The following is a 22,857-nucleotide window of genomic DNA, read 5'->3' on the forward strand; positions in this document are numbered from 1 at the left end:
GGCCGGGCGGTTCCGCCGCCGGTCCTGGCGTGCCCGCGCCGTCCGCACCCGACCCGGCGCCGCCGGCCGTCGCCGCCGCGCCGCCGCCGGCCGCGCCGCCCGCCGCCCAGGTCCCGCCGGCGCAGGCGGCCCCGCCGCCCGCCGCGGACGGCGGGGACTCGACCGCCGACACCGGCACGGACGCCAAGGGGCCCAAGGAGTGCGCGGACGCCGAGTGCGAGATCAAGATCCACGACGACCAGACCATCAGGTTCGACAAGAAGTACAAGCTCGACCCGGTGCACATCGGGATCGACGGGAACCTGGTCACCCTCTCCAGCCACGGCTGGAACGGCACAATGGTCAGCACGATGAACGCCACGCGCTCCGGCTCCAGCGTGACGAACAACGGCATCACGTTCCGTCCGAAACTGGAGCGGGACGGCACGATCAGCCTGAAGATCTCCCGCGACTGACCCACGCCGGGGGCGGGCGGCGACGCCCGCCCCGCGCGATGGCGGTAGACGATCTCCGGGGAAGGCGACCTGGCTGATGCCCGCCTCCTGCGCCGCGGCGGCGGTCAGGGCTCCCTCGGCAAGAGGGAATAGTTAGTGAGCATCGTGGCGAATACGGTTTTGGTGTAGAGGACGGCGCTGTCTTCGGGAGGCACCCGCGTTCCGTTGACGTCGACGGTGGGAGTGCCCGGCCCCGCCCGGCCCGAACTGCTCGTGCCGGCCATCTCGTACGCTTTCTGCGACGCTTCCACGAAGTCCTTGTACTTCATCGTCGCGATGGCCGCATCGAACTCTTCGCCGCGCAACCCGTCCACCTTGGACGCCAGTTCCAGTAGCCGCTCATCGGTGAATCCGTCGGTGGACTCCGCAGGCTGGTTCCGGTAGAGGACGGCGTGGTACTCCTTGCAGTACGGGCAGCGCGGATCTTCGTACAGATGCACGTAGACCTTCGCGTCAGGATCGCCGATCACGATGGTCGTGCTGTCGGGGCCGAGCTTCTCGGGCACATCTCCCAAGGATGCGTAGGCGGACTCCGCCCGCTGTGCTCCCGGCTCGCCACTCTCCAGTTCTCGACCGGCTGAACTTCATCGCAGGCACCGCCTTCGGCCGTAATAAATAAAAGCGGGATCGCCACGGCAGATGTATTTGCGCCATTCCCTACGGCCGCGGGCCTTCTGCCGTGCTGGTGACCGAGTCCGGTTTCGCGGGGCGGGCGGGGCTCGGTGCGCTGGGCGGCGGGCGGAGGATGCCCGCTGCGGCGGCGGCGATGGCGCACAGCGCCACGGGCAGGAAGAACGTGAGGCTCAGCGGCATGACGTGGGTCAGCGGCCCGATCACGGCCGGACCGGCGAGCATGCCCAGGTACCCGAGTCCGGCGACACGGGAGACGTTGGCGCCGACGGCGTCCTGGTCGTGGTGGCCCGCCGCGCTGAACAGCTGGGGGACGCAGCCGGAGAGCCCGGCCCCGAACAGGGCCCAGCCGGCGAGGGCCGACGGGACCCACGGCGACAGGGCCGCGATCGCCCCGCCGAGCGCGGCCGTCGCGGCGCCGTAGCGGAGGACGGCCACCGGGCCGAACCGCGCCGCGACCCGGTCGGCCAGCAGGCGGCCGATGGTCATGGCGGTGGCGAAGGCCCCGTAGGCGAGGGCGGCGGTGGCGGCGGACGCGTCCAGGCCGTCCCGCAGGTGCAGGGCGCTCCAGTCGTTGGCCACGCCCTCGGACAGCATGACCATCAGGGCGAGGGCGGCCATCATCCAGATGCGCCGGGGCGTCCGGGTCCGCCGTGCGGCGGCGGGGACGTCCCGAGGCGCCTCGCGGCGCAGCAGCGCGGGGGCCGTCAGCGCGGCCGCGGCGACACCGGCCAGCGCGACGCCGCCCAGCGTCGCCGCCGGGCTCCAGCCCCAGCCGAGCGTCCGGGCGCCGACCAGCGCGGCGAGGACGCCGCCGAGGGAGAAGGTCGCGTGGAAGGCGGACATGACGGGACGCCGGTAGCCGCGTTCCACCTGGACGGCATGCGCGTTCATGGAGACGTCGAGGGCGCCGTTGCCGACGCCGAGCAGCAGGAGTGCCGCGCCCAGCGTCCAGGCGTCGGTGGCCACACCCGGCAGGACCAGCGCGGCGCTGCACACGGCGGCGCTGAGCGGCACGACGCCGCGGGCGCCGACGCGGTCGGTGAGGCGCCCGGCGATCTGCATTCCGCCGAGGGCCCCGGCGCCGAGCAGCAGCAGGAGCCAGCCGAGGAGGGCGTGGCCGATGCCCGTCCGGTCCTCGACGACCGGGATGTGGACGATCCACATGCCCAGCAGGAAGCCGTTCAGCCCGAAGTAGCCGAAGGTGGCGATCCGGCCCGCCCGCAACGACCGCCGTGAATCAGACAAGGCGGACGTCCACCCCGGAGTCGCGGAGGCGCGACACGGCCGCCTCCGGCGCGGAGCGGTCGGTGACCACCATGTCGAGCGTGGTGACCGGGCAGACGAGCCCGAGGCCGGTACGCCCGAACTTGCTCCCGTCGCACACCGCGACGACCCGCCGGGCCGAGGCGATCGCCGCCCGCTTGACCGGGACCTCGTCGAGTTCGTGGGCGGTGAGCCCGTGCTCGGCCGACAGCCCGCACACCCCGAGGACTGCGGTGTCGACGCGCAGCGAGGCCAGCGACGCCTCGGTCAGCGGGCCGGTGAACGCCAGGGCCCCGGGCTTCGTCCGCCCGCCGGGGACCAGCAGCCGCACCTGCGGAGCGCCGCTGAGCGCGTTCGCCGCGTGCAGATCGAGCGGGACGACGGTGAGCCGCCGCCCGGCGATCGCGCGGGCGACGGTGAGCGTGGTCGTGCCGCCGTCCAGGATGACCGCCTCACCATCGGTGAGCAGCCCGCCGACCTCGGCGGCGATCCGCTCCTTGACCTCGGCGGACTCCTGCTCCCGGACGGCGAAGGGCATCGCCTCGCCCCGCAGCAGCAGGCTGACGGCCCCACCCCGCACCCGCCGCAGCACCCCGCGCTCGGCGAGCTGATCGAGGTCGCGCCGGATCGTCATCTCCGACGCCCCGGTCTCCTCGGCCAACTCCACGACGGTCACGTGCTCGGTGGTCCGCAACCGCTCAATGAGCACGGCCACCCGTTCCGAACTCTCCACGTGTTAGATCGAACAGCGGGAATGTTCGGAAGTCAACACAGAACTGACGGAGCAGGGCCTCAGAGGCGGTTGCCGGCGATGTCCCACGCCGCCCACACGACGTTGCCGGCGTCCAGCGTGTACGCCCCCCACCCGGACGCGAGGGAGTCGGCCAGCATGAGCCCGCGCCCGCCTTCGCCCAGCGGAGCGGCGTACCCGGGCCCCATCACCGCCGCACTGTCGTCACGCACTTCGACGACCAGGTGCGCGGCGCACAACCGGAACCGCACGAGGATCATCGCGGTACCGCGCGCCTCGACGTCCGTCCCGCTCAGGCCACCGGTCGCCTCCAGCACACTGCCGACCAGTTCGGGCAGAACCTGCCGGCACGCCCAGCGGCAGGCTTCGCCCACCTCCCACGACCCGAGCAGCGCGTGCGCGAAGAACCCCGCGACCGGCAGAGCGGACGGAAGGGCCGCCACCCCGAGCACCTCTTCGCGAACCGGTCCGACGCTCACCGGCGGCCGCGCCCCGCGCACAGCGCCGACAGACACCGACATGGAACTTCTCCTTCGACTCCGGGGGCCACGTCACCGACCGCCGGACGCGCGATGCTCAGCGCGACGAAGCGGACCCTTCGCCATGAGAATGTCGCCCTCTGTAACGGCGACCGAGCGCGCACATGCACCGACTCACGGTGACAGTGCCACAAGCATGGCTCAAGGGATCTTGGTCATGGAAGTTCCATTCCGAAAGTCGTCCAATTCTCCCGGGCTACTTGAGGAGCTGGCGGGCCATGACCATGCGCTGGATCTGGTTGGTGCCCTCGTAGATCTGGGTGATCTTCGCGTCGCGCATCATCCGCTCCACCGGGAACTCGCGGGTGTACCCGTACCCGCCCAGCAACTGCACGGCGTCGGTGGTGACGTCCATCGCCACATCCGAGGCCAGCGCCTTGCACGCCGAGGACACGAAGGTGAGGTCGGCGATCTTCTCACCGCTCATCGCCCGCTCGGACTTGATCGCCGCATGGTAGGTCAGCTGCCGGGCGCCCTCCAGCCGCATCGCCATATCGGCCAGCATGAACTGCACACCCTGGAAATCGGCGATCGGCTTGCCGAACTGCCTGCGCTCCTTCACATACCCCAGCGCGAAGTCCAGCGCGCCCTGGGCGATGCCGAGAGCCTGCGCGGCGATGGTGATCCGGGTGTGGTCCAGCGTCGCCAGCGCCGTCTTGAAACCCGTCCCCTCCGCGCCGATGATCCGGTCGGCCGGGATGCGGGTGTCCTCGAAGACCACCTGCCGCGTCGGAGAGCCCTTGATGCCCAGCTTGCGCTCCTTGGCCCCGAACGACACCCCCGGATCGCCCTTCTCCACCACGAACGCCGAGATCCCCCGCGCACCCGCCGACGGGTCGGTCACCGCCATCACCGTGTAGTACTCCGACACCCCCGCATTGGTGATCCACATCTTCGCGCCGTTGAGCACCCACGTGTCACCGTCACGCACCGCGCGGGTCTTCATCCCCGCCGCGTCCGAACCCGCGTCCGCCTCCGACAGCGCATAGGAGAACATCGCCTCCCCCCGCGCCACCGGCGCCAGGTACTTCTTCTTCAGCTCCTCCCCGCCCGCCAGCAGCACCGGCACCGTGCCCAGCTTGTTCACCGCCGGGATCAGCGACGACGACCCGCACGCCCGCGCGACCTCCTCGATCACGATCACCGTGGCGAGCGCATCCGCTCCGGCGCCCCCGTACGATTCGGGCACGTGCACCGCATGCAGATCCGCCGCGACCAGCGCGTCCAGGGCCTCCTGCGGGAACCGGGACTCCTCGTCCACCTCCGCCGCGAAAGGAGCGATCTTGGCCTCGGCCAGCTCACGCACCGTACGCCGCAGCAGCTCATGCTCCTCGGACGGCGCATACGTGGGAAAGTCAGAACTCATGCCGCAGATGCTACCCGCCAGTAGGGCCTGCCGGGCGGCGCAGGTACGGGCTCGAAGCGGGCACGTCTCCATCAGGGCCGCTCGTCGGCGACCGCGAATCGAAGGGAGCGGGTCTTGACCTACCGGCTGACGGTCATCGGAACGGGGTACCTCGGCGCCACGCACGCGGCGTGCATGGCCGACCTCGGGTTCGAGGTGCTCGGCCTCGACGTCGACGCCGAGCGGATCGCGCGCCTGGCGGACGGCGACCTGCCGTTCTACGAACCGGGGCTGGAGCCCGTCCTGCGCCGGGGCCTGGAGACCGGGCGGCTGCGGTTCACCACGTCCTACAAGGAGGCCGCCGAGTTCGGCGACGTCCACTTCCTGTGCGTGGGGACGCCGCAGAAGGCCGGGGAGTACGCGGCCGACCTCAGCTTCGTCGACGACGCGATCGCGTCGCTCGCACCCCTGCTCCAGCGGCCCTGCCTCATCGTGGGCAAGTCGACCGTTCCGGTCGGGACGGCGGCGCGGCTGGCCGAGACCCTGAACCGGGTCGCGCCGGCCGGGGGCGACGCCGTGCTCGCCTGGAACCCCGAGTTCCTGCGCGAGGGGTTCGCCGTCCAGGACACCCTGCACCCCGACCGGATCGTGGCCGGCCTGCCCGCCGAGCAGGGGGCCGCCGAGCACGCCGAGAAGGTGCTCCGCGAGATCTACCGGTCGATGATCGCGGAGGGGACGCCGTTCATCACCGCCGACTTCCCGACCGCCGAGCTGGTGAAGGTGTCGGCCAACGCCTTCCTCGCCACCAAGATCTCGTTCATCAACGCGATGGCGGAGGTCTGCGAGGCCGCGCACGCCGATGTGACGAAGCTCTCCGAGGCGCTGTCCTACGACGACCGGATCGGCGGAAAGTTCCTCGGCCCCGGGCTCGGCTTCGGCGGCGGCTGCCTCCCCAAGGACATCCGGGCGTTCATGGCGCGGGCCGGCGAGCTCGGCGCCGACCAGGCGCTGACGTTCCTGCGCGAGGTCGACGAGATCAACATCCGGCGGCGGATCCGGATGGTGGACCTCGCCCGGCAGCTGCTCGGCGGCTCGTTCGCCGGACGGACGGTCTGCGTCCTCGGCGCCGCGTTCAAACCGAACTCCGACGACGTCCGCGACTCCCCCGCGCTGGACGTGGCCGCGTCCATCAGGGCGCAGGGCGCCAGGGTGACCGTGTACGACCCGCAGGCGATGCGGAACGCGCGCCGCGCGCAGCCGACCCTGGAGTACGGCGACTCGGCCCTGTCCGCGGCCCGCGACGCGCATGTGGTGCTGCTGCTGACCGAGTGGCCGGAGTTCCGCGGCATGGACCCGTCCGCGCTCGCCGGCGTCGTCGCCGAACGCAACATCGTGGACGGGCGCAACGCGCTCGACCCCGAGCGGTGGCGCGCGGCCGGCTGGAACTACCGCGCCCTCGGCCGCCCCTGACACCGCCGGGAAGCAAAAGATCGCAAACGCTGTTGTCGTGGGCATGGGTGACGAATTCGCCGACCAGGACGTGATCCGGCGGCTGCTGAACGAGTCCGCGACGTGGGCGTTCGTCGGGCTCGGTGACAACCCGGACCGCGAGGTCTACAACCAGGCCCGGCTGCTCCAGCAGCGCGGCAAGCGGATCATCCCCGTCCACCCGGCGGCGCGGGAGGTGCTCGGCGAGCGGGGGTACGCCTCGCTCGCCGACGTCCCCGGCGAGGTGGACGTGGTCGGCGTCTACCGGCGCGCCGAGCAGGCCGGGCAGGCGGTGGACGAGGCGATCGCGGCCGGCGCGAAGGCCGTGTGGCTGCCGCTCCAGGTCATCGACGAGGCGGCGGCGCGGCGCGCCAGGGACGCCGGGCTCGACGTCGTCATGGACCGCTGCCCCGGCGTCGAGTGGGCCCTGCGCCGCTGAACGCTCAGAGCCTCTCGCGGAGCCGCGCGCCCTTCGCCTTCGCCTGGCCGTAGAGGTCCTGCTGGAAGACGGCCATCTTGGCGCGCAGCTCCGCGTCGGACGCGGCCAGGATGCGGACCGCCAGCAGCCCCGCGTTGCGGGCCGCGCCGACCGCGACCGTCGCGACCGGGACGCCGGCGGGCATCTGCACGATCGACAGCAGCGAGTCCATGCCGTCCAGGTACTTCAGCGGGACCGGGACGCCGATCACCGGCAGCGGCGTCACCGCGGCGAGCATGCCCGGCAGGTGCGCGGCGCCGCCCGCACCCGCGATGATCACGCGGAGGCCGCGGTCGGCCGCGCCCTCCCCGTAGGCGATCATGTCGTGCGGCATGCGGTGCGCGGACACCACGTCGGCCTCGTAGGGGACGCCGAACTCGGCGAGCGCCTGCGCGGCGCCCTCCATGACGGGCCAGTCCGAGTCGCTGCCCATCACCACCCCGACGACCGGCCCATCGCCCATGCCCGCCTCGCTCATTTTTGGTGCTCCCCCATCTTCGTCCCCCACCGCAGGTAGTCGGCGGCGTGGCGGGCCCGTGCGCGGACGTCGGCGAGGTCGGCGCCGAGCGCGGTGACATGGCCGATCTTGCGTCCCGGCCGCGACTCCTTGCCGTACATGTGGACCTTGACGGCCGGGTCGTGCGCCATCACGTGGATGTAGCGGGAGTACACGTCCGGGTCGTCGCCGCCGAGCACGTTGGCCATGACCGTGTACGGCGCGGTCGGCTCGGTGGAGCCGAGCGGCAGGTCGAGGACGGCCCGGAGGTGCTGCTCGAACTGCGACGTGCGGGCGCCCTCGATCGTCCAGTGCCCGGAGTTGTGCGGGCGCATGGCCAGCTCGTTGACGAGCAGGCCGTCGTCGGTCTCGAACAGCTCGACCGCGAGCAGCCCCACGACGCCCAGCTCGTTCGCGATGCGGAGCGCGAGGCCCTGCGCCTCGACCGCGAGGTCCTCCGGCAGGGCCGGCGCGGGCGCGATCACCTCGGTGCAGATCCCGCCCTCCTGGACGGTCTCCACGACCGGGTACGCGGCGCCCTGCCCGTACGGGGAGCGCGCGACGAGCGCGGCCAGCTCCCGCCGGAACGGGACGTGCTGCTCGACCATCAGGTCGACGCCCTCCGCGAGCAGCCGCTCCACCTGGCCGGACGGCTCATCCACCACCCAGACGCCCTTGCCGTCGTACCCGCCGCGGGTGGCCTTCAGGACCAGCGGCCAGCCGTGCTCGCGGCCGAACGCCTCCAGGAACTCCACCGGCCCGGACGGCGGCACGTGCGCGTAGGCGGGGCACGGGACGCCGAGGCCGCTGAGCCTGTCGCGCATGACGAGCTTGTCCTGCGCGTGGGCCAGGGCCGCCGCGCCCGGGCGGCACGGGACGCCCGAGTCCTCCAGCTCTTGGACATGGGGCCCCGGGACGTGCTCGTGGTCGAACGTCACCACGTCGCAGCCCTTGGCGAACGCCAGCAGGTCGTCGCGGGACCGGTCGTCCCCCACCCGGACGTCGGACACGACCTTGGCGGCCGACTCGTCCGGTGCCCCGGCGAGGACGCGCAGCGACACGCCGAGCGCGATCGCGGCCTGCTGCGTCATCCGGGCGAGCTGCCCTCCGCCCGCCATTCCGACGACGGGGGTATCAGCTGGAACTGTCACGTCAGAAGGTTATCGGCCGGGCGGCATGAACGAATCCCCGGCCGCCGGCGTCGTAGCGTGTGTGGGCATCCCGGCATTGGGCAGGGAACGCCGGGTGAGGGTGAAACGTTCATGTTCCGACGTCCCCGCCGCCCCGGGCGTCTATCCTCGTGATGCCTCCGCATCAGCCGCCGCGCCGCCCGCCGCGGCGTACAACGAAGTCCGGAAGGACGGTTCCCCTTCGTGAGCCTGGTCGCCAAACTCCACCGGCGGTTCGCGCACCTCGTGCAGGAACTCGCCAAGTTCGGCAGCGTGGGCGCGATCGCGTTCGTGATCACGGTCGTGATCGGCAACGGCCTGCACACCGGCATGGGAGTGGGCCCGCTCACGTCCAACGGGGTCGCCACGATCATCGCCACGACGTTCTCCTACCTGGCGAACCGGTACTGGACGTTCCGGCACCGCGACCGCACCGGGCTCGGCCGCGAGTACGTGCTGTTCTTCGCGCTGAACGGCGTCGGGCTCGTCATCACCGAGCTGTTCATCGGCTTCTCGCACTACGTCCTCGGCCTGGACGGCGCCGTGTTCTACAACATCGCGCTGGTCATCGGCACCGGCGTGGCGACGCTGTTCCGCTTCTGGTCGTACAAGAAGTGGGTGTTCCTGCCGGCGAGCGCCCCGAGCGTCGACCCCGCGTCCGGCCTGCCCGAGGCGCCCGCCGCCCCCGAGGGGCCGGGCATCCACCGGGCGGTCGGCCGCACCGGCCCCGCGCCGCGCCTGGGCCACCCCCTCGACTCCCACACCGAGGACTACGCCGAGATCTGACCGGCGCCCCGGGCCCCGCGCTCGGTCACGCGGGGCCCATGACCACCCGTTCGGTGGCGAGGCGGGCCTCGGCGGGTTCGCGGAGGAAGACGCCGAAGACGGCGGGGCGCGACTGGATGAGCTCCAGCCGGCCGCCGTCCACCACGGCCAGCGAGCGGGCCAGGTAGAGGCCGAGGCCGGTGCCGTGGGCGCCGCTCACGCTGCGGTCGAAGATGCGGGGTTCGAGTTCGGGCGGGATCCCGGTGCCCTCGTCGCCGATCTCCACGACCACCGACCCGGCGCCCGGCTTGGTGTGGATGGTCACGGTTCCGGCGCCGTGGGTCAGCGAGTTCTCCAGCAGCGTCGCGACGATCTGGGAGAGGCCCTCGGGGTTCGTGAGGCCGACGAGGCCCTGCTCGCCGATGATGCGGACCTCCCGTCCCGCCTTGCGGAAGCTCGGCCGCCACTCCTTGACCTGCTGGGCGATGATCTCGTCGATCGGGGACGGGACGGCGCCGCCGGTCGGGTCGTGCCGGGCGCGGGCGAGCAGCTGCTCGACGACGGCGACGAGCCGTTCGGTCTGCGCGACGGCGGCGGCGCCCTCCTCGCGGACGACGTCGGGGTACTCGGCGGCCTCGATCATCTCCTCCAGCCGCATGGACAGCGCGGTCAGCGGGGTGCGGAGCTGGTGGCTGGCGTCGGTGGCGAACTGGCGGCCGGCGACGACGAGGTCGGTGATGCGGACGGCGCTGCGGTCCAGCACCTCGGCGACCTGGTCGATCTCCGGGATGCCGTAGCGGCGGGGGCGCGGGCGGGCGTTGCCGCTGCCGAGCCGGTCGGCGGTCTCGGCGAGCTCGCGGAGCGGCAGCATGAACCTGCGGGCCTGCACCATCGCCAGGCCGACGGTGACGGCGACGCCGAGCAGCGCCAGGCCGGCGATCAGCATGATCAGCCGCAGCGCGGCGTCGCGGACCTCCGACGCCGGCCGCGACACCCGGACGCGGACCGCGCCGTGCGTCGCGGTGGCGCTGAGGACGCGGCCGTGCCGCGGCGGCCCGGCGGTGAGGGTGCGGCCGTCCGGCAGCGTGACGGAGATGGTCCGGCCCGGGTATTCGCGGGCGATGATCGCGGGGGTGACGGGCTGCGGTTTCTCCAGGCTGTACCCGACGCCGCCGGCGATGGAGGACGCCTCCCGGTCGAGCGACCGGCCGGCCTCCTCGTAGACGAGCTTGTGGGCGGCGCAGGCGAGGGGTATGCCGAGCAGAAGGATCGCGACCACCGCCACCGCGAGCGTCGACAGGAGGAGTCGGCGCCTCATCAGGGCTCCTTCGAGGGTGGGGCCGCGGGCGCGCGGCACGGGTGCCCGGGGGCCTCTCGGGAAGGCCCCCGGCGTCCCGCGCGGCCGCGGCGGACCGGTGCTAGTCGCCGCGCTCGAACCGGAAGCCGACGCCCCGCACCGTGGTGATGTAGCGGGGGCTGCCGGCGTCGTCGCCGAGCTTGCGGCGCAGCCAGGAAATGTGCATGTCGAGGGTCTTGGTGGAACCCCACCAGTTGGTGTCCCACACCTCGCGCATGATCTGTTCGCGGGTCACGACCTTGCCGGCGTCCCGGACGAGGACGCGCAGCAGGTCGAACTCCTTGGTGGTCAGCTGGAGCTCCTGCTCGCCCATCCAGGCGCGGCGCGACTCGGCGTCGATCCGCACCCCCTGGACGATCGGGGTCTCGGTGCTGCCCCGGCGCAGCAGCGCCCGCACCCGGGCGAGCAGCTCGGCCAGCCGGAACGGCTTGGTCACGTAGTCGTCGGCGCCCGCGTCGAGCCCGACGACGGTATCGACCTCGTCGGCCCGGGCGGTCAGGATCAGGATGGGCACGCCGTGCCCCTCGGCCCGTACCCTGCGGGCCACCTCAAGGCCGTCCAGTTCGGGAAGGCCGAGATCCAGGACGATCAGGTCCACACCGCCGCCGAGCGCCCGCTCCAGCGCCTGCGGGCCGTCCGGGCTTACTTCGACGGTGTACCCCTCGCGACGCAGCGCGCGGGCGAGAGGCTCGGAGATGGACGTGTCGTCCTCGGCGAGCAGTACTGAGGTCATGAACCGATCGTATGACCATTCTTGACCATTACCGGGCTGCCGCCGCGCTCTTGACCTGCGGTTTGCAACTCGTAGTACATTCGCGAACACGGCATATCCGGCAATACCCGGGTCTACACCGCATTACACGTGTCCCCGGGTCAGTGAAAAACCCCGATCGAGGCCGCCGGCAGCTCGATCGAGGACGTTCCGGAATCGCCGACTCCGTCCTCATTGAGGCGGACTGCCGGATCTGACGCGAGCAGCAGCCGGGCGCGCCCGCCGGGCGGCGCCGCCGGGAGGACCACCGGGACGTCGCCGAGGTTCGCCGCGACGCAGACCCCGCCGCGCCACATCATCAGCCAGCGCGCCCCGTTCTCGTCGGCCTCGACCGTCACCGCGGTCAGCAGCGGATCGTTCAACTCCGGCCTGGACCGGCGCAGCGAGATCAGGGCGCGATGCCATTCAAGCAGGTCAGCGTGGGTCGGGTCGTCGGGCTCGGCCCAGTCGAGGACGGAGCGGCGGAACGTGTCCACAGCCTGTGGATCGGGAACCTCGCCCGTCCAGCCGTGCCGCGCGAACTCGCGGCGGCGGCCCTCGCTGACGGCCCGGGCCAGGTCGGGGTCCTGGTGGTCGGTGAAGTAGCACCACGGGGTGGACGCGCCCCATTCCTCGCCCATGAAGAGCATCGGCGTGAACGGCGCGAGCAGGAGCAGCGCCGCGCCCACTTTGAGCAGGGCTGGGGACGGCAAGAGGGTGCCGATGCGGTCGCCCGAGGCGCGGTTGCCGACTTGGTCGTGATTCTGCAGAAAGCCGAGGAAACGGTGTGCGGGCGTTTCCCCGACGTTCACCGGACGCCCATGGCACCTCCCCCGGTAGGTGGACATGGTCCCGTCATGGACGAAGACTCTGGTAATGGCCTTCTTCAGTGTTTCCAGGGAGCCGAAGTCGCAGTAGTAGCCCTGCCGTTCACCGGTGAGCGCCGCATGCAGAGCGTGATGGAAGTCGTCGCTCCACTGCGCGTCGAGGCCGTATCCACCGGCCTCCCTGGACGTCACCAGGCGCGGGTCGTTCAGGTCGGATTCTGCGATGAGAAACAGCGCCCGCCCAAGGTGGGCCGATTCCGCGGCCACCGCGCGCGCCATTTCCTCCAGGACGTGCACGGCGCTGTCGTCGGTGATGGCGTGGACGGCGTCGATCCGCAGCCCGTCGACGTGGTAGTCGCGCAGCCACATCAGCGCGTTCCGCACGACGAACGCGCGGACCTCGTCCGATCCCTCCTGGTCGAAGTTCACCGCGTCGCCCCAGGGTGTGGCATGGGCGCTGGTGAAGTACGGCCCGAAGTCGGCCAGGCGGTTCCCGTCCGGGCCGAGGTGGTTGTAGACGACGTCCAGGATGACGGCGAGGCCGCGCGCATGGGCGGCGTCCACGAATCGCTTCAATCCGTCGGGGCCGCCGTAGGGCTCATGGGGCGCCCAAAGGTGGACGCCGTCATAGCCCCATCCGTGGTGGCCCGGGAAGGACGCGACGGGCAGCAACTCCACCGCGTCTATCCCGAGCGCCACCAGGTGGTCGAGACGTTCGGCGGCGGCGTCGAACGTCCCTTCCGGTGTGAACGTCCCCACGTGCATCTCGTAGAGGACGCTTCCGGGGAGCGGACGGCCGTGCCAGTGCTGGTCCGTCCACGCGAAACGGCCGTGGTCGTAGACACGGCTCCGCCCATGCACGCCATTCGGCTGCCAGGGGGAACGCGGATCGGGCAGCACCTCGTCGGCGCCGTCCAGGACGAACCCGTAGTCCGTCCCGTGGCCCGCGTCGGCGACCCTCGCCTCCCACCAGCCGGACGGCCGCGCCTCCATCGGGTGCCTCGCGCCTGCGGCCACGACCTCGACGCGTTCGGCGGCCGGCGCCCACACCGCGAACCGGTTGCTCAACGATCGATCTCCCTGGGGACGAGCAGTGCGACGGGCAGGTGCTCGAAGACGCGGGCCGCGTCCAGGATCGGGCCCATGTGCGTGCAGCCGGTCAGGACGTCCCGCCAGCCCTGGTGGCGGACGTCGACCCGCGTGCCGTCCCAGCCGCCGCGCCGCTCCAGGCCCACGGGCAGCCGGGTCGCGAGCGCGACCGCGTCGCCCCGCGCGAACCCCACCAGATGCTCGGCGGCGGGCCCGCGCGCCGCCACCGGCTCGTACGGGCTTCCTGCGGGGGGACGACCCCCCGCGCCCCCCGGTTCGCTCCGCTCATGTGGGGAGCCGGGCCCGAACCACTCGGGATGCGACCGGCGCAGCCGCAGCGTCCGCGAGGTGACCAGCAGCTTCTCGTCGTCGACCTCCTTCGGCCGGCGGCCGGTGTCGAGCCGGACGAGGTGCTCGCGGCGCCGCCCGTAGTCGACCGGGCGCCGGTTGTCGGGGTCGACCAGTGCCAGGCCGGTCAGCTCGCACCCCTGGTAGACGTCCGGGACGCCGGGCATCGCCAGCTGGACGAGCTTCTGCCCCAGCGTGTTCACGCGCGCGTGGCGGGCCAGCCTGCCGACGAACGACGTCATGTCGGTGATGAGGTCGGCATCGGACAGCACACCCCGCGCGTAGGCGAGAACGGCCTCCTCGTAGTCGGTGTCCTGCTCGACCCAGGAGGTGCGGGTCTTGGCCTCGCGCATCGCCTTGACGAGGAACTCCTCCAGGCGGCCCTGGGTGATCGGCCAGGCGCCGACGAGCGTCTGCCAGAGCAGGTATTCGAGGTCGGGCTCCAGCGGCGACGGGCCGGAACCCCACGTCCGCCACCGTTCCACCGCCTCCACCCACTCGCCCGGGATCTCCGCCAGCACCGACAGCCAGGCGCGGACGTCCTCTTCGCGCTTGGTGTCGTGCGTGGAGAGCGTCGTCATCGTCAACGGCCAGTCGCGGGCGAGCCGTATGCAGTACGAGTGGAAGTCCTCCGGGCTGACGGAGAACCGCCCTGGGGCGCCGCCCACTTCGTTGAGCGCGCACATACGGTTCCACCGGTAGAACGCCGTGTCCTCCACGCCCTTGGCCGCGAGCGGTGCGGACGTCTGCTGGAACCGCACGATGAACTCGGCGTCGGTGCGCTCACCGCGTCCCAGGGCGAGGTCGACGACGGTCTCCAGGTCGCCGTGTAGCTCCTCTGGCAGACGGGCGCGGGCGCGGTCGGCGGCCTCGTTCAGGACGTCCACGGCCTGCTGCGGTGCGTCCTCCCCAGGCACGACGTACGCGCGGTACACGGGCATGGCGACGAGCAGCTCGACCAGAGCCTTCTCCAGGCCGGGACGATGTTCGCCCACGACCCGGTGGAGGACGCGCAAGAGGCGGTCCATCTCGGGCTTCAACCCGTGTGTGGCGGCGTGCATGCGCGCGTCGTGCTCGACCGCCTCGAACTCGGCCGGATTGCCCGTCAGCGACACGTAGTAGTCGGTGAGCGGCTTCTCCCCCGCCGGGTCGACGAACAGCCCGCCGATCATGCCGAGCGCGTCGTAGCCGGTGGTGCCCGAGCACGGCCAGTCCGGCGGCAGCCGCTCCTCCCCCTCGGTGATCTTCTCGACGAGGACCCAGCAGTCCGGGACGGCCTCCGCCAGCCGGCGCAGGTAGCCGCGCGGGTCGGCGAGGCCGTCCGGGTGGTCGATGCGCAGGCCGTCCACGAGGCCCTGGTCGACCAGGCTCAGCAGCAGCCCGTGCGTCCGCTGGAAGACCTCCGGGTCCTCCTGCCGGAGCCCGATCAGGCCGGAGATGTCGAAGAACCGGCGGTAGTTCGGCACGCCCTCGCCCGGCAGGACGAGCCGGCCGCCGCCCGCGTCCCAGTCGATGTCGAACCACGTCGCGAACGGCGACGCGGGCCCGTCCTCCAGGACCTCGGCGAGCGGCAGGTTCAGGTCGTGCCGCTCCGGGATCGCCATGTGGTTCGGGACGACGTCGACCAGCACCCGCAGCCCGTGCGCGTGGAACCGGGCGGCCATGGCGCCGAACGCCTCCGGCCCGCCCAGCTCGTCCGAGAGCCGGGCGTGGTCGACGACGTCGTAGCCGTGCGTGGAGCCGGGCGCCGCCTGCAGGACCGGCGACAGGTAGACGTGCGAGACGCCGAGCGACGACAGGTAGGGGGCCAAGGCGGCGGCGTCGGCGAACCCGAAGCACCCCTCGGGCGTCCCGCGCAGTTGGAGGCGGTAGGTACCGGACGGCGGTGCGGCGGCGGGGTCCTCGGCCGGGACGGGCTCTTCGGCCCAGCGGGTCTCGGTGCTGTGATCCTCGGACACGGTTTCCTTCGGGGGGTCGGTGGGGAGCGGTTCCTCGGCGGCGGGTTCGGCGGGCATGGGATGGACGTCCTCAGACGCGGCGCAGGACCTGGATCGAGCGGGCGCCCACCGGGACGGTCTCGCGGGCCTTCACGATGGGCGACTCCTCCTCGGCGAGCAGCGGGTCGGCGGTGTCGAGCACCTTGATCCACATCTGCCCGTAGACGGCGGGCGGCAGCGTGAACGGCAGGTCCCCGTCGTGCGCGTTGAACAGCAGCAGGAACGAGTCGTCCCGGACCTTGCGCCCGCGCGGGTCGGGCTCGCTGATGGCGTCGCCGTTCAGGAACACGTTCAGCGACTTGTTGAAGCCCGCCGACCAGTCCTTGTCGGCCATCTCCTGCCCGCCGGGCGTGAACCAGACCAGGTCGGGCAGGACCTCGGACTCGGCCTCCGCGTCCGCCTTGCGCCGCGCGGCCTTGCGGGCGCGCTTGGACCGCTGGTCGCCGAGGAAGAATCGGCGCCGCCGGAAGACCGGGTGCTCGGTGCGCAGCCGGGACAGCCGCCGGACGAAGTCGAGCAGCGGCCCCCGCTCGTCGAAGAACGTGTCGTCGCGCAGGCCCGTCCAGTCGACCCAGGAGATTTCGTCGTCCTGGCAGTAGGCGTTGTTGTTGCCGCCCTGGGTGCGGCCTATCTCGTCACCGTGCAGCAGCATCGGGACGCCCTGCGACAGGAACAGCGCGGTCAGGAAGTTGCGCTTCTGGCGTTCGCGCAGCGCGATGATGTCGAGGTCGTCGGTCGTGCCCTCGACACCGCAGTTCCACGACCGGTTGTCGTCGCTCCCGTCCCGGTTGTTCTCCCCGTTCGCCTCGTTGTGCTTGCCGTTATAGGAGACGAGGTCGTTCAACGTGAAACCGTCGTGGCAGGTCACGAAGTTGATCGAGGCGATCGGGCGGCGGCCGTCGTCGGCGTACAGGTCGGACGAGCCCGTCAGCCGGGACGCGAAGTCCGGCATCGAGCCCGGCTGCCCGCGCCAGTAGTCGCGCATCGTGTCGCGGTACTGGCCGTTCCACTCCGTCCACAGCGGCGGGAAGTTGCCGACCTGGTAGCCGCCCTCGCCGACGTCCCACGGCTCGGCGATCAGCTTCACCTGCGAGACCACCGGGTCCTGCTGGACGAGGTCGAAGAACGCCGACAGCCGGTCCACCGCGTGCAGCTCGCGGGCCAGCGTCGCCGCGAGGTCGAACCGGAACCCGTCCACGTGCATCTCGGTCACCCAGTACCGCAGCGAGTCCATGATCAGCTGCAGCACGTGCGGGCTGCGCATCAGCAGGCTGTTCCCGGTGCCCGTCGTGTCCATGTAGTAGCGCGGGTCGTCGTCGGCGAGCCGGTAGTACGAGGCGTTGTCGATGCCCCGGAACGACAGGGTCGGCCCGAGGTGGTTGCCCTCGGCGGTGTGGTTGTAGACGACGTCGAGGATCACCTCCATGCCCGCCGCGTGCAGGGCCTTCACCATCGCCTTGAACTCCAGCACCTGCTCGCCGCGCTGCCCCGACGACGAGTACTCGTTGTGCGGGGCGAAGAAGCCGATCGTGTTGTAGCCCCAGTAGTTGCGCAGGCCCCGGCTCGTCAGCGCGTCGTCGTGGACGAACTGGTGGACGGGCATCAGCTCCACCGCCGTCACCCCGATCGAGCGCAGGTGATCGGTGATCACCGGGTGGGCCAGGCCCGCGTAGGTGCCGCGCAGCGCCGGCGGGATCTCCGGATGCCGCGCCGTGAGCCCCTTCACGTGCGCCTCGTAGATCACCGTCTCGTGGTAGGGGATCCGGGGCGGGCGGTCGTCCCCCCAGTCGAAGTACGGGCTGACCACCACCGACCGCATCGTGTGGCCCGCCGAGTCGGCGTCGTTGCGCGACCACGGGTCGCCGAAGTCGTAGCCGAAGCACGACTCGTCCCAGTCGACCTCGCCCTCGACGGCCTGCGCGTACGGGTCGAGCAGCAGCTTGGCCGGGTTGCAGCGCAGCCCGCGCCGCGGATCGTACGGCCCGTGCACCCGGTAGCCGTACCGCCGCCCCGGCATCACGCCCGGCAGGTAGCCGTGCCAGACGAACGCGTCCACCTCCGGAAGCGTCAGCCGCGTCTCCTCGCCGGCGCCCGCAGGCCCGTCGAACAGGCACAGCTCCACCCGCTCGGCCGCCTCGGAGAAGACGGCGAAGTTCGTCCCCGCGCCGTCGAACCGGGCCCCGAGGGGGTAGGCGTCGCCCGGCCAAACCTGTGCCACTGTCCCGCCCTCCGTCCCCGCCGCGTCCAGAGCGCGTCGCGGGACCGGCTGCGGGGTCGGCGGCCGGGGCCCGGCGGCGCACGCCGGAAGCCCTTCCCCGTGAGGGGTGGATCACACCGATCCGGACCCCACTGGCGAGAACGGACATGCTTGGGCTACCTTAGGCATGCCTAACCTCAATAAGGGCAACCTAAGGACGAGAGGTCGGGCACGCCGAGCCAGCTCCAGCCGCACGGAAGGTCTCCCACCGGCATGTACGTCTGCATCTGCAACGCCATCACGGAAGATGACGTTCACGGCTGCATGGCGAGCGGTTGCGCGACCGCCAAGGCCGTCAAGGCCGCATGCGGCTTCAAGCCCGGCTGCGGCATGTGCACCAAGCGCATCCACACCATGGTCAGCCAGTACCGGACGGCCGACGACCTGGCCGACGCCCTGACCGGCGGCCCCCGGGCGCTGATGCCCGCCCCGTCCCCCGAACCGGCCGCGCCGGCCGCCCCCGCGGTGCCCTCCGCGCCGGTCGCGCCGGTCGCCACCGGCATCGCCACCGACATCGCCCGCGAAGGAGCCGCGCCCCCGACCGCCGCCTGAGACGCCCGCGGCCCCGCACGGCCCGCCCCGGAGGCGGACACGCGCCGTGCGGGGGTTAGTGCTGTCCTGAACTCCGGCGGCATGGAAGCATGGGGGCATGGAAGGCGACAAGGACATCATCGCGCTGCTGAACGACCAGCTCACCGCGGAGCTCACCGCCATCAACCAGTACTTCCTGCACTCCAAGATGCAGGAGAACTGGGGATTCCTGCGGATGGCCAAGCACACCCGCGACGAGTCGTTCGACGAGATGCGGCACGCGGAGCGGCTCACCAACCGGATCCTGTTCCTGGAGGGGCTGCCGAACTACCAGAAGATCGGCACGCTGCGGATCGGGCAGACGATCGTCGAGCAGCTCAAGGCCGACCTGGAGATCGAGATGGAGGCCGTGGCCCGGCTGCGCCCCGGCATCGAGCTGATGCGCTCGCGCGGCGACGTCACGTCCGCGCGGCTCTTCGAGCACATCCTCGCCGACGAGGAGGAGCACATCGACTACCTGGAGACCGAGCTGAGCCTCGTCCAGGCGCTCGGCGAGCAGAACTACCTGCAGCGCCTCACCGACTCGCCCACCGAGAGCGGCCCCAGCGCCTACTGAGCCGCTACGGCTCCTCCGGCTCCGCGGCCCCCGGCGCCGGGCCGGTCCTGCGGCGCAGCACGTACGGCTGGACGATGCCGAGGCCGCGGACGGGGCGCCGCACGATCCGCGTCACCTGGTAGGCCGGGTCGTTCTCCAGCCGCGCGGCCAGCTCGCTGTCGATCACGACGGAGCCCGGCCGGGCCAGCGAGGTGAGCCGGGCGGCGAGGTTCACCGTCGTCCCGAACACGTCCCCCATCAGCGGCAGGACGGGGCCGTGCGCGACGCCGACCCGCACGTCCGGGACCTCGGTCTCGTCCTGGATGGCCGCCGCCACGGTCAGCGCTATCTCCGCGCCGACCTCCGGCGCCTCCGCGCTGAACAGCACCTCGTCGCCGAGCGTCTTCACCAGCCGGCCCCCGCAGGAGGCGACGATGTCGGCGGCGGTCTCCTCGAACCACTCCACCACCCGGGCCAGCTCGATCTCCTCCAGCTCCCGGCTGACCTGCGTGAACGACACCATGTCGGCGAAGCCGACGGTGGTCATCGGGCGGCCCGCCGGGTCGCCGTTGTCGCGGGTGGCGGCCGCGGCGAGGGCGCGCGTCCCGGCCGCGGCGAGCTGGCGCCGCCAGGCGTGCACGACCAGCGGCTCGAACTCGCCGATGTGCTTCTCCGCGATGTCCACGACCGTGTCGACCGCCTCGGCGGACGGGACGTCGTGCGGGTCCGGGGTGAGCATGCTGCGCAGCAGGCTGACCTGCCACTCCGCGAGCCGCGTCATCGTCTGCCCGTAGGCCCGGACGAGGCGTATCACGCCGTCCTCGTCGAGGATGCCGTCGTCGACGAGCTTGCGGAGCCGGTCCAGCGCCGCGACGTCGCCCTCGGTGTAGGCGACCGTCTCGTCCGGCATGGACGGGTAGCCGAACGCCCGCCAGATCCGGCCGGCGAAGTCCCGGGACACCCCGGCCCGCCGGACGGCCTGGACGCGGTTGTACCGCAGCTCACCGCCGAGCAGGAGCTCCTCGATCTCCTTCGGATCGGGCAATCCGGCCGCCATTCTCCGCCCCTCAGTCCGCCGGTGCCCAGGGCCGGGGCGGCGGCGTCATGACTCGGTACCAGGACATATCGTCGCAGATCAGCAATCGGATCAACGCCCGGACCGGGAATCCTCGTTCCCCGTTCACCGGACGTGCACCACGTCTCCGGCGCTGATCGCGTTCTCCCCGGCCGCCCCCTCGACCACCAGGCGGCCCGTCCCGTCCACGTCCCGCGCCGTCCCGGTCAGCCGCCGGTCGCCGGGCATCTCCACCCTGACCTCGCGCCCGAGCGTCGTGCACAGGTCCCGGTAGGCGGTACGCAGCCCGCTCGTCTCCGGATCACCCTCCAGCGCCGTCCACTCCCGGTACCAGGTCGCGAACTCGCGCAGGATCGCGCGCAGCAGCGGCGCCCGGTCGCTCAGCGGCGCGCCCTCGATGGCCAGGGACGTCGCCGTCGGCACCGGCAGCTCGTCCTCGCGCAGCCCGACGTTCAGCCCGACGCCGATCACGATGCCGTCCTCGACCTTCTCTACGAGGATCCCAGCGAGCTTGCGGTCGCCGACGAGGACGTCGTTGGGCCATTTGAGCCGGGCGTCGACGGCCGTGTCCTCCCTGTCGCCGAGGAACCGGTCCCCCGTCTGCGACCAGGCGGTCATCCTCCGGACCGCCGTGGCGACCGCGACGCCCGTCAGCAGCGACGCCCACCCGAGCCGCTGCACCGGCACCTGCGGCCGCATCAGCATCGAGAAGGCGAGCCCGGAGCGCGGCGGCGCCGCCCACGTCCGGCCCTGCCGGCCCCGGCCCGCCGTCTGCAGCTCGGTGGCCAGCACGGTCCCCTCGGGTGCGCCCTCCGCCGCCCGCGCCGCGAGGTCGGCGTTGGTGGAGCCGGTCTCGTCCACGACCCGGATCTCCCGCCACAGCCCGCCGTCGCGGACGAGCGCCCGCTGCAGCGCCCCCTCGTGCAGCGGCGGCCGTCCGAGATCTCCATACGCTGAGTCCACACACCCATCCAACCCCACCGCGACCCTGATCTTGGGGCCGCCCGTCCGGGAAGCCGCCCGCCGGTCGTTAGGGTGCGGCCTATGGATGGTGTGACGCTGCGGCGCGACGGGAACGTCGCGGAGATCGTGCTGGACCGGCCCGAGGCCCTCAACGCCCTGTCGACCGCGATGGCGAGGCGCCTCGCCGGGGTCTGCGCGGAGGTCTCGTCGGACGCGGCCGTCCGCGCGGTCGTGCTGAGCGCGGCGGGCGAGAAGGCGTTCTGCGTCGGCGCGGACCTGAAGGAGCGCAACGCGATGACCGACGACGAGATCCTCGCGCAGCGCCCGGTCTTCCGCGCCGCGTTCGGCGGCGTCCTGAACCTCCCGCAGCCGGTGGTCGCGGCCGTGCACGGCTACGCGCTCGGCGGCGGCTGCGAGTTCGCCCTGTCCACGGACCTGGTCGTCGCGGACGAGACCGCCGTGTTCGGCCTGCCCGAGGTGAGCGTCGGACTGGTCCCGGGCGGCGGCGGCACCCAGCTCGCGCTCCGCCGCCTCGGCCCCGGCAAGGCCGCCGACCTGGTCTTCACCGGCCGCCGGCTGGGCATCGACGAGGCCCTGGCCTACGGCCTGGTAGACCGCAAGGTTCCGGCCGGCAGCGCCCGCGAGGAGGCCCTGACCCTCGCCGCCGCGATCGCGCGGAACTCCCCGGTCGCCGTCCGCGCCGCCAAACGCGCCCTCCGCCAGGGCGCCGGCGTCAGCCTGGACGCCGGCCTCGACCTGGAGGAGAACGCCTGGCGCACCGCCGCCTTCTCCGCCGACCGCCGCGAGGGCATCGCCGCCTTCAACGAGAAGCGCAAGCCCGACTGGGGGGCCTGAGCCGGGTGCGCGCGATCAAGATCTACCGCCGCCACGGCCACGACCGGAACGCGGTCCCCGAGCTCCCCCTCGGCGGTTGAGGCGGGCCGTCCGACACGACGGTCTCGCTCCTCGTTGGACGGCGAGACCGTCTCATCGTCACAGATCAGCGGCGCGTACTTCATGCGCCCGCTTCTGCCCTCGGAGCGGGCGGTCAGTACCAGCGCTGGCCGTCGCTGCCGGTGGCCTCCCACTGGATCACCGGCGCGCCGTTCTCCGTGCTGCTGCTGCCGACCGCCATGTACTTGCCCGTCCGCACGTTCTGGATGAGGCCCGTGGACGGGTCGATGATCCAGCGCTGGGAGTCGGAGTCGAGTTCTTCCCACTGGACGACCGGGATGCCGTTGTCGGGGTTCCCGCTGCCGATCGCCAGGCATTTCCCGCTGGCGACGTTGACGATTTTCCGGTCGGCATTGAGGTACCACAGCTGACCGTTGCTGCCGGTGTATTCCCACTGAATCGCGGCGGCGCCGTTCGCGGTGCTGCTGTTGCCGATCGCCAGGTACTTGTCGCTGTTCCAGTTGCGGATGCGGTAGTGGCCCGGCGCCGGACCGGCCGCCGCGAGGGCGGCAGAGACCGTCGAAGGAGTCGCAAGGCGCCGGTCCATTCGTCCCCCATGCGGTAAAGCCGTCGTCTGGGGTGACGGTCGCACGGAGAACGGCGCCTGTCAAGATCGCCGCGGGGAAACGGCGACTGCTTGACTTTCCGTTCCGGTCGGTGCTCTGATCATGCTGGTTTCGTCCGCGCGGATC

At 72.0% G+C, this 22,857-nt stretch carries 21 protein-coding genes and 1 pseudogene; 7 read left to right on the forward strand and 15 right to left on the reverse strand.

The genetic code is table 11. The features are described from left to right. A pseudogene (locus ABFX46_RS24430) lies at positions 1-455 on the forward strand (hypothetical protein); the annotation flags it as partial. Positions 456-559: 104 nt separating this feature from the next. On the opposite strand, the gene ABFX46_RS24435 reads toward ABFX46_RS24430, so the two are convergent. From ABFX46_RS24435 to ABFX46_RS24455, 5 genes are all read right to left on the reverse strand, one after another. Further along, positions 560-1,000 carry a DsbA family protein gene (locus tag ABFX46_RS24435; protein ID WP_346045513.1) on the reverse strand — a complete coding sequence of 147 codons (441 nt, stop codon included), beginning with the start codon at positions 998-1,000 and terminating at the stop codon, positions 560-562. Between the two features lie 151 nt (positions 1,001-1,151). Continuing rightward, positions 1,152-2,372, reverse strand: a complete 1,221-nt coding sequence (locus tag ABFX46_RS24440) for an MFS transporter (protein WP_346045515.1) — start codon at positions 2,370-2,372, stop codon at positions 1,152-1,154. After that, a complete protein-coding gene (locus ABFX46_RS24445) occupies positions 2,365-3,105 on the reverse strand; it encodes a DeoR/GlpR family DNA-binding transcription regulator (RefSeq protein ID WP_346045517.1) in 741 nt (246 codons plus the stop codon). Before ABFX46_RS24445 ends, ABFX46_RS24440 begins: the two co-directional genes overlap by 8 nt. Positions 3,106-3,182: 77 nt before the next feature. After that, entirely contained in the window at positions 3,183-3,662 is a 480-nt protein-coding gene (locus ABFX46_RS24450) for an ATP-binding protein (protein ID WP_346045519.1), read from the reverse strand. A gap of 214 nt (positions 3,663-3,876) precedes the next feature. Continuing rightward, on the reverse strand, positions 3,877-5,046 hold the full coding sequence (locus ABFX46_RS24455) for an acyl-CoA dehydrogenase family protein (protein WP_346045521.1): 1,170 nt from the start codon (positions 5,044-5,046) through the stop codon (positions 3,877-3,879). Positions 5,047-5,160: 114 nt separating this feature from the next. On the opposite strand from ABFX46_RS24455, the gene ABFX46_RS24460 reads away from it, so the two are divergent. Beyond that, positions 5,161-6,495, forward strand: coding sequence for a UDP-glucose dehydrogenase family protein (locus ABFX46_RS24460; RefSeq protein WP_346045523.1), 1,335 nt, complete (start codon positions 5,161-5,163; stop codon positions 6,493-6,495). Positions 6,496-6,538: 43 nt separating this feature from the next. Then, a complete protein-coding gene (locus ABFX46_RS24465; RefSeq protein WP_346045525.1) occupies positions 6,539-6,952 on the forward strand; it encodes a CoA-binding protein in 414 nt (137 codons plus the stop codon). Positions 6,953-6,956: 4 nt separating this feature from the next. Here ABFX46_RS24465 and purE read toward each other — a convergent pair whose 3' ends face one another. Then, the gene (purE, locus tag ABFX46_RS24470; protein WP_346045527.1) at positions 6,957-7,469 is read right to left on the reverse strand and encodes a 5-(carboxyamino)imidazole ribonucleotide mutase; all 513 of its coding nucleotides are present in this window, start codon (positions 7,467-7,469) and stop codon (positions 6,957-6,959) included. After that, positions 7,466-8,638: a 5-(carboxyamino)imidazole ribonucleotide synthase gene (locus ABFX46_RS24475; protein WP_346045529.1), complete on the reverse strand. Its 1,173-nt coding sequence runs from the start codon at positions 8,636-8,638 to the stop codon at positions 7,466-7,468. Before ABFX46_RS24475 ends, purE begins: the two co-directional genes overlap by 4 nt. Before the next feature lie 222 nt (positions 8,639-8,860). Here ABFX46_RS24475 and ABFX46_RS24480 point away from each other — a divergent pair, with 222 nt between their 5' ends. Next, positions 8,861-9,442: a GtrA family protein gene (locus ABFX46_RS24480; RefSeq protein ID WP_346045531.1), complete on the forward strand. Its 582-nt coding sequence runs from the start codon at positions 8,861-8,863 to the stop codon at positions 9,440-9,442. A 25-nt stretch (positions 9,443-9,467) separates the two neighbouring features. On the opposite strand, the gene ABFX46_RS24485 is transcribed toward ABFX46_RS24480, so the two are convergent. From ABFX46_RS24485 to glgX, 5 genes are all read right to left on the reverse strand, one after another. Next, the gene (locus ABFX46_RS24485; protein ID WP_346045532.1) at positions 9,468-10,739 is read right to left on the reverse strand and encodes an ATP-binding protein; all 1,272 of its coding nucleotides are present in this window, start codon (positions 10,737-10,739) and stop codon (positions 9,468-9,470) included. Positions 10,740-10,839: 100 nt separating this feature from the next. Continuing rightward, on the reverse strand, positions 10,840-11,511 hold the full coding sequence (locus tag ABFX46_RS24490; RefSeq protein ID WP_026402549.1) for a response regulator transcription factor: 672 nt from the start codon (positions 11,509-11,511) through the stop codon (positions 10,840-10,842). A gap of 140 nt (positions 11,512-11,651) precedes the next feature. Next, on the reverse strand, positions 11,652-13,424 hold the full coding sequence (gene treZ, locus ABFX46_RS24495) for a malto-oligosyltrehalose trehalohydrolase (protein WP_346045535.1): 1,773 nt from the start codon (positions 13,422-13,424) through the stop codon (positions 11,652-11,654). Continuing rightward, positions 13,421-15,751 carry a malto-oligosyltrehalose synthase gene (treY, locus tag ABFX46_RS24500; RefSeq protein WP_346045537.1) on the reverse strand — a complete coding sequence of 777 codons (2,331 nt, stop codon included), beginning with the start codon at positions 15,749-15,751 and terminating at the stop codon, positions 13,421-13,423. Before treY ends, treZ begins: the two co-directional genes overlap by 4 nt. 70 nt (positions 15,752-15,821) lie before the next feature. Beyond that, the gene (gene glgX / locus ABFX46_RS24505; protein WP_346045539.1) at positions 15,822-18,008 is read right to left on the reverse strand and encodes a glycogen debranching protein GlgX; all 2,187 of its coding nucleotides are present in this window, start codon (positions 18,006-18,008) and stop codon (positions 15,822-15,824) included. 303 nt (positions 18,009-18,311) lie between these two features. On the opposite strand from glgX, the gene ABFX46_RS24510 reads away from it, so the two are divergent. After that, positions 18,312-18,599, forward strand: coding sequence for a hypothetical protein (locus tag ABFX46_RS24510; RefSeq protein ID WP_428831303.1), 288 nt, complete (start codon positions 18,312-18,314; stop codon positions 18,597-18,599). Positions 18,600-18,696: 97 nt separating this feature from the next. After that, positions 18,697-19,194 (forward strand): bacterioferritin, encoded by a 498-nt coding sequence (bfr, locus tag ABFX46_RS24515; RefSeq protein WP_163060180.1) that lies wholly within the window; start codon positions 18,697-18,699, stop codon positions 19,192-19,194. Between the two features lie 4 nt (positions 19,195-19,198). On the opposite strand, the gene ABFX46_RS24520 is transcribed toward bfr, so the two are convergent. Beyond that, on the reverse strand, positions 19,199-20,230 hold the full coding sequence (locus ABFX46_RS24520) for an adenylate/guanylate cyclase domain-containing protein (RefSeq protein WP_346045544.1): 1,032 nt from the start codon (positions 20,228-20,230) through the stop codon (positions 19,199-19,201). Between the two features lie 123 nt (positions 20,231-20,353). Further along, positions 20,354-21,211: a biotin--[acetyl-CoA-carboxylase] ligase gene (locus tag ABFX46_RS24525; RefSeq protein WP_346045546.1), complete on the reverse strand. Its 858-nt coding sequence runs from the start codon at positions 21,209-21,211 to the stop codon at positions 20,354-20,356. Between the two features lie 81 nt (positions 21,212-21,292). Here ABFX46_RS24525 and ABFX46_RS24530 point away from each other — a divergent pair, with 81 nt between their 5' ends. Further along, positions 21,293-22,066, forward strand: coding sequence for an enoyl-CoA hydratase/isomerase family protein (locus ABFX46_RS24530; RefSeq protein ID WP_346045548.1), 774 nt, complete (start codon positions 21,293-21,295; stop codon positions 22,064-22,066). Positions 22,067-22,259: 193 nt separating this feature from the next. Here ABFX46_RS24530 and ABFX46_RS24535 read toward each other — a convergent pair whose 3' ends face one another. Next, entirely contained in the window at positions 22,260-22,712 is a 453-nt protein-coding gene (locus ABFX46_RS24535) for an RICIN domain-containing protein (protein ID WP_346045550.1), read from the reverse strand. Positions 22,713-22,857: the final 145 nt, after the last annotated feature.

Source organism: Actinomadura chokoriensis (genome assembly GCF_039529475.1).
GTDB lineage: Bacteria > Actinomycetota > Actinomycetes > Streptosporangiales > Streptosporangiaceae > Spirillospora > Spirillospora bangladeshensis.

Excerpts from the sequence above, each read along its gene's own strand:
- ABFX46_RS24485 (WP_346045532.1), bottom strand. The coding sequence starts at position 10,739 with ATGAGGCGCCGACTCCTCCTGTCGACGCTCGCGGTGGCGGTGGTCGCG.
- purE (WP_346045527.1), bottom strand. The coding sequence starts at position 7,469 with ATGAGCGAGGCGGGCATGGGCGATGGGCCGGTCGTCGGGGTGGTGATG.
- ABFX46_RS24510 (WP_428831303.1), top strand. The coding sequence starts at position 18,312 with ATGGCGAGCGGTTGCGCGACCGCCAAGGCCGTCAAGGCCGCATGCGGC.
- ABFX46_RS24490 (WP_026402549.1), bottom strand. The coding sequence starts at position 11,511 with ATGACCTCAGTACTGCTCGCCGAGGACGACACGTCCATCTCCGAGCCT.
- ABFX46_RS24530 (WP_346045548.1), top strand. The coding sequence starts at position 21,293 with ATGGATGGTGTGACGCTGCGGCGCGACGGGAACGTCGCGGAGATCGTG.
- ABFX46_RS24520 (WP_346045544.1), bottom strand. The coding sequence starts at position 20,230 with ATGGCGGCCGGATTGCCCGATCCGAAGGAGATCGAGGAGCTCCTGCTC.
- ABFX46_RS24450 (WP_346045519.1), bottom strand. The coding sequence starts at position 3,662 with ATGTCGGTGTCTGTCGGCGCTGTGCGCGGGGCGCGGCCGCCGGTGAGC.
- ABFX46_RS24465 (WP_346045525.1), top strand. The coding sequence starts at position 6,539 with ATGGGTGACGAATTCGCCGACCAGGACGTGATCCGGCGGCTGCTGAAC.
- ABFX46_RS24455 (WP_346045521.1), bottom strand. The coding sequence starts at position 5,046 with ATGAGTTCTGACTTTCCCACGTATGCGCCGTCCGAGGAGCATGAGCTG.
- ABFX46_RS24535 (WP_346045550.1), bottom strand. The coding sequence starts at position 22,712 with ATGGACCGGCGCCTTGCGACTCCTTCGACGGTCTCTGCCGCCCTCGCG.
- bfr (WP_163060180.1), top strand. The coding sequence starts at position 18,697 with ATGGAAGGCGACAAGGACATCATCGCGCTGCTGAACGACCAGCTCACC.